Annotated in this window: 4 protein-coding genes and 1 pseudogene; 4 read left to right on the forward strand and 1 reads right to left on the reverse strand. The window is 67.6% G+C overall.

What is annotated here, in order from left to right; translation table 11 throughout:
- A pseudogene (locus Q0112_RS10120) lies at positions 1 to 755 on the forward strand (DEAD/DEAH box helicase); the annotation flags it as partial.
- The gene (locus Q0112_RS10125; RefSeq protein ID WP_297974749.1) at positions 748 to 1,941 is read left to right on the forward strand and encodes a GIY-YIG nuclease family protein; all 1,194 of its coding nucleotides are present in this window, start codon (positions 748 to 750) and stop codon (positions 1,939 to 1,941) included. The pseudogene Q0112_RS10120 and the gene Q0112_RS10125, both read left to right, overlap by 8 nt.
- Positions 1,942 to 2,640: 699 nt before the next feature.
- On the opposite strand, the gene Q0112_RS10130 is transcribed toward Q0112_RS10125, so the two are convergent.
- A protein-coding gene (locus tag Q0112_RS10130; RefSeq protein ID WP_297974752.1) for an IS3 family transposase occupies positions 2,641 to 3,809 on the reverse strand; the annotation gives its coding sequence in 2 pieces (ribosomal slippage) (positions 2,641 to 3,551 and positions 3,551 to 3,809; 1,170 coding nt in all).
- A 174-nt stretch (positions 3,810 to 3,983) separates the two neighbouring features.
- Here Q0112_RS10130 and Q0112_RS10135 point away from each other — a divergent pair.
- Both Q0112_RS10135 and Q0112_RS10140 read left to right on the forward strand, forming a co-directional pair.
- On the forward strand, positions 3,984 to 4,304 hold the full coding sequence (locus Q0112_RS10135; protein ID WP_297974756.1) for a helix-turn-helix transcriptional regulator: 321 nt from the start codon (positions 3,984 to 3,986) through the stop codon (positions 4,302 to 4,304).
- 50 nt (positions 4,305 to 4,354) lie between these two features.
- Positions 4,355 to 5,208, forward strand: an 854-nt coding sequence (locus Q0112_RS10140) for an FAD-binding protein (RefSeq protein WP_297974759.1), incomplete at its 3' end; no start/stop codon positions are given.

A 5,208-nucleotide genomic window follows, 5' to 3' on the forward strand; every position in this document is an offset into this window, starting at 1 on the left:
TCAAGCCGAAGGCCCAGGCCAGCGGCCCGACCGAGGGCTTCGACTACGGCGAGGGCGGCTACGACCCGACGAAAAGCAACGTCGGCTTCAACGCCACGACCGGACAGATCCAGATCGAGATCAAAGGCCTCGTCCCGCCGAAGAGCGACGAGGCGCAGCGCATCTGCCAGCAGGACCTGAACGAGGTCATCGCGGCCTTCGTCCAGGACAAGCCCTCGATCGAGCGCGGCCTTTTCGACCCGGAGGTGGTGCCGGAGGAGCTGACCCAGCTGCGCCTCGGCAAGATCATCAAGGACAAGTATCCTGAGCTGGACGACGAGGATCAGGAAGCGGTGCGCCAGCACGCCATCGCCGCCCTGAATCTCGCGCAGCAGGCCAAGGAGCCGTCTCTCGCCGGGATCGACGGCGAGGGCAGCGCCAACACCGCCTTCGTTGACGGGGTTCGCAAGTTCGCGATGGACGTCCGACAGCTCGACATCGACCTGATCGACCGGATCAACCCCTTTGGCGAGGCCTACGCGATCCTCGCCAAGGCGATGAGCGAGGAGAGCCTGAAGCAGGTCGCGGCGGTGATCGGCGCAAAGAAGGTCCAGATGACGATCGAGGAAGCGCGCGACCTGGCGAAGCGGGCGCTCCGCTTCAAGCAGGAGCGCGGCCGCTTGCCGTCGATCACCTCACCCGACGCCTGGGAGAAGCGCATGGCCGAGGGCGTCGCCTTCCTTCAGCGCGCACGGTCGGAGGCGACGGGTGTCTAAGTTCACCGACGAGGATGATGCCCTCCTCGCCGAGCTGGGCGTCGAGGCGGAGGTCAGGAAGGCCGGAAGCCGGACACCGCGAGAGGAGCGGATCATCGCCGGCTTCGAGGAGATCCAGCGGTTCGTCGAGGTGCACGGACACGCACCGCAGCACGGTGAAGACCGCGACATCTTCGAGCGCCTCTACGCGGTGCGCCTCGACCGCATCCGCGAGTTGGGAGAGTGTCGGGCGCTGGTGGAGCCGATGGACCGGCAAGGTCTCCTCACTGGCGGAGGGCCGGTGGCCGTCGGGGAAATCGACGACGACGATCTGCTGGCCCAGCTCGGCGTCGAGGAGTCCGGGACCGAGGTCGATGTCACGACGCTCCGCCATGTGCGCTCGTCTGAGGAAAAGCGCGCGGCCCAGGAGATCGCTAACCGACAGAGGTGCGAGGACTTCCAACACTTCCGACCGATCTTCGAGCGCGTGCAGGACGAACTCTCCTCAGGGCTCCGCCAGACGCGTCGCTTCGAGCGCAAGTCCGAGATCGCGGCCGGCCGCTTCTACGTCCTCGGCGGCCAGAAGGCCTACGTCGCGTCGATGGATGAGCCCTACATCAACGAGCACGGCTATACGGAGGCGCGGCTCCGGGTCATCTTCGACAACGGAACGGAAAGCAACCTGCTGATGCGATCGTTCCAGAAGGCCCTGCAGCAGGACCCTGCCGGCCGGCGGATCGTCGAGCCCTCCGCAGGCCCTCTCTTCGCCGACAAGAGCGAGGAGGGCGACGAGCCGAGCGGGGTCGTCTACGTCCTGCGCAGCAAGTCGGACAACCCGATCGTCGCCGCCAACCGTGCAATTCTTCACAAGATCGGCGTGACGGGCGGCGACGTGCCCCGTCGCATCGCGAACGCCCGCCTCGACCCGACCTTCCTCATGGCCGACGTCGAGATTGTCGCCACCTACGAACTTTACAACATCGCCCGTAGCAAGCTTGAAGGCCTCATCCATCGCATCTTCGGTGCCGCTCGTCTCGATATCGAGATCAAGGATCGCCTCGGCAATCCGATCGTGCCACGAGAGTGGTTTCTCGTCCCCCTTTTCGTGATAGACGAGGCGATTGAGAAGATTCGGGATGGGACAATCACTGGCTACGCCTACGACCCCTCGACCGCTTCGCTTTCGCGTCGGACTGGCCCTGCGTGATGCCGCCTTGCTGGCAATCTCATCCGGCTTGTAGCGTCGTCCAGCACTACCGGCGTCGATCGGCTGGTCCGAGCCAAGAGACGGGCAAGAGAGCCCCCGGGTGCAGTCCAAGGGAGCCGGGGCCTCTCGGCCACGCCCGCGAGAAGCGGGATTAGGAAAGGTACAGGTGGATTCCGCCGCGGAAAGGAACTTCGGAAGTACCTCCCTCCACCCAATCCGCGCGGGATCGCAATCCCCGCATCTTGTGTCTCAGAGGGTCACTGCAGACTGAGCCCCCGACCCAACGGCCGGAGACGGATCTGCAGCTCCGCCATCTCCTCGGGAGAAAGCGTCCCGCCAACCCGTGCCAGGCACGCCAGGAAGTCGTCCTGGCGTGGCTGGCCGAAGGCCAGGCGATAGATCGCGAGCGAGCGCTTCAGCCAGCCGAGCCGGGTGCTTTCGCGGCTGCGGGATTTCGGCGTCTGCCCCTGCGCCTGGGCGGTGGCGGCGGCATGATCGAAGCGTTGGCGCGGACGTGCTCGGGGATCAACGGCACCCCACTGAGCAGGAGTTCGAACCTATCGAGCTTCCTACGGGCCCGGACTTGAGATTTGCGCCTCGGGCTTGGCGGCCATTGGCGCAGACCCATGGCGCTCGGAGGTTTGGTTCCCCAAGCGGTCGTCGGGTGAGCTTCTGACCTGCTCCCCTCCGGTCCCTCGATCATTGCGAGAGCCCTTGGGTTTGATAGCGGGTCTCTGTCGCCGACGGTAGCGGCCGGCCGGCGGAGCGGTTGGGGTGGCGGAGACGGCCGGCGGCGGGGTCTTTGCGAACGGCGTCCGGGGTCAAGCCGCCATGGGCCGAGTGCGGCCTGACGAGGTTGTAGTCGAGCCGCCAGCGCTCGATGACGGCGCGGGCCTCGGCGAGGGTGGCGAAGACCTCCTCATTGAGGCATTCGTCGCGCAGCCGGCCGTTGAAGCTCTCGACGAAGCCGTTCTGCTGCGGCTTGCCCGGCGCGATATAGTGCCAGGCGATGCCGGTGCGGTTGGTCCATTCGAGGACGGCCCGGCTGGTCATCTCGGTGCCGTTGTCGCTGACGATGACGGCGGGCCTGCCGCGGCGGGCGACGAGCGCGTCGAGCTCGCGCACCAGGCGCCTGCCGCCGATCGAGGTGTCGACGACCAGGGCCAGCGCCTCGCGGGTGAAGTCGTCGACGATGGCGAGGATGCGGAAGCGGCGCCCCCAGTCGAGGGCGTCGGAGACGAAGTCGAGGCTCCAGCGCTGGTTCGGCCCGTCCGGCAGCGCCATCGGTGCGCGCGTCCCGGTCGCGCGCTTGCGACCACGGCGGCGGCGCACGGCCAGCCCCTCCTCGGAATAGAGCCGGTAGAGCTTCTTCCGGTTCATGGTGATACCTTCCTGTTCGAGGAGGATGCCGAGCCGCCGGTAGCCGAAGCGGCGTCGTTCCGCCGCCAGGCTCCGCAGCCGCTCGCGTACGTCGCCGTCGCCCGGATCGGGATCGTGGCGCACGGTCTTGGGATCGATCCGGACCAGCTCGCAGGCGCGCCGCTGGGAGATGCCGCGCTCGGCCATCAGGCGGAGCACGGCCTCCCGGCGCGCCGCGAGCCCGGTCAGTTTTTTCCCAAGAGATCCTTCAACGCCGCCACGTCCAGCATCGACTCGGCCAGGAGCTTCTTCAGCCGCCGGTTCTCGTCCCCGAGCGCTTTCAGTTTCTGCGCGTCCGAAACCTCGAGCCCGCCATACTTCGCCTTCCACCGATAGAAGGTCTGCGGGCTGATCCCGTGCCGGCGACAGACCTCGTCGGTCGTCCCGCCCGCTTCCTGCTCGCGCAGCACGCCGATGATCTGCGCTTCCGTAAACCTGCTCTTCCTCACGTCCGTCTCCTTCGGCTCACTCAAATCGAGGGATCAGGAAGGGGGCAGGTCACTTCGCCTTCTTGCGTTGGGCCCGTGCCGAGGTTTGTCAGGTTCCCCGGCGCGCAGGAATTGCGTCCGTCCGGAAAATGAGCGGGTCTTGACGGCCGTCGCTGACTGAGTCTGCATATTTCGATGAATGTCGAAACAGCAGCCCGCCAGCTCGAAGCCCTCGGACGACCGACACGGCTCCGCGTCTATCGCATCCTCGTCCGCGCCGGGAACGAAGGTCTTCCCGTCGGCCGCCTGCAGGCGCGCGTCGGCATCGCCGCATCGACGCTCTCCCACCACCTCAAGCGCCTGATCGACGCCGGCCTCGTCAGCCAGGAGCGTCAAGCGACCACCCTGCTCTGCCGGGCAAACTATCCGGCGATGAACGCCCTGCTCGGATTCCTCGCCGACGAGTGCTGCGCCGACGCGGGCCTCGATGATGAGGCCACGGAGACTGCCGCCTGATTTTTCGTGCCGGATAGTTCGGTAAACCCGGAATAATGGAAGGAAACAAGATGACCATCGAAGCGCTCCCGGTCGTTGTCATCGGCGCCGGCCCGGTGGGCCTGGCCGCGGCGGCGCGGCTCCTCGAGCGGGGTCTCGCGCCGCTCGTCCTCGAGCAAGGACCGAGCGTGGGCTCGGCCGTCTCTGCCTGGGGACATGTCCGGCTCTTCTCCCCCTGGAGGTTCAACATCGACGCCGCGGCGCGCGGCCTGCTCGAGGAGACCGGATGGCAGGCGCCGGCGCCCGAACAGGTTCCCACCGGACACGACCTGATTCGCGACTATCTCGCGCCGCTGGCCGACCATCCTGCGCTCGCGTCCAGCATTGTCCTTGGGGCGCGCGTGACCGCGGTGACCCGCCGAGGGCTCGACAAGCTTGGGTCGTCGGACCGGGCGGCGGCGCCCCTCGTGGTTCTCTGGCATGACGCGGAAGGTCGCGAGCACCGCACCGAAGCCCGGGCCGTCCTCGACGCCTCGGGGACCTGGGGATCGCCGAACCCGATGGGCGTCGATGGCCTGCCGGTGACCGGGGAGAAGCAGGCCGCGCACATCGCCTACGGGATCCCCGACGTGCTCGGCCGGGAGCGCGCCGGCTATGCCGGGCAACGCATCCTGGTCGTCGGTGGCGGACACTCGGCGATCAATGTCGCGCTCGACCTGCTGCGCCTTCAGGAGGAGGCTCCGGCGACCGAGGTGATCTGGGCCCTGCGGCGGGAGCGGATCGACAGGCTGCTCGGCGGCGGCCTCAACGATCAACTGCCGGAGCGGGGCGCCCTCGGCCTTGCGGCGACCCGGGCGATCGCGGCGGGTCGGATCGAGGTCCTGGCGCCGTTCGCGGCCGAGCGGATCGACACCGCCGCCGGCCG

The organism is uncultured Amaricoccus sp., assembly GCF_937858865.1.
Lineage (GTDB): Bacteria > Pseudomonadota > Alphaproteobacteria > Rhodobacterales > Rhodobacteraceae > Amaricoccus.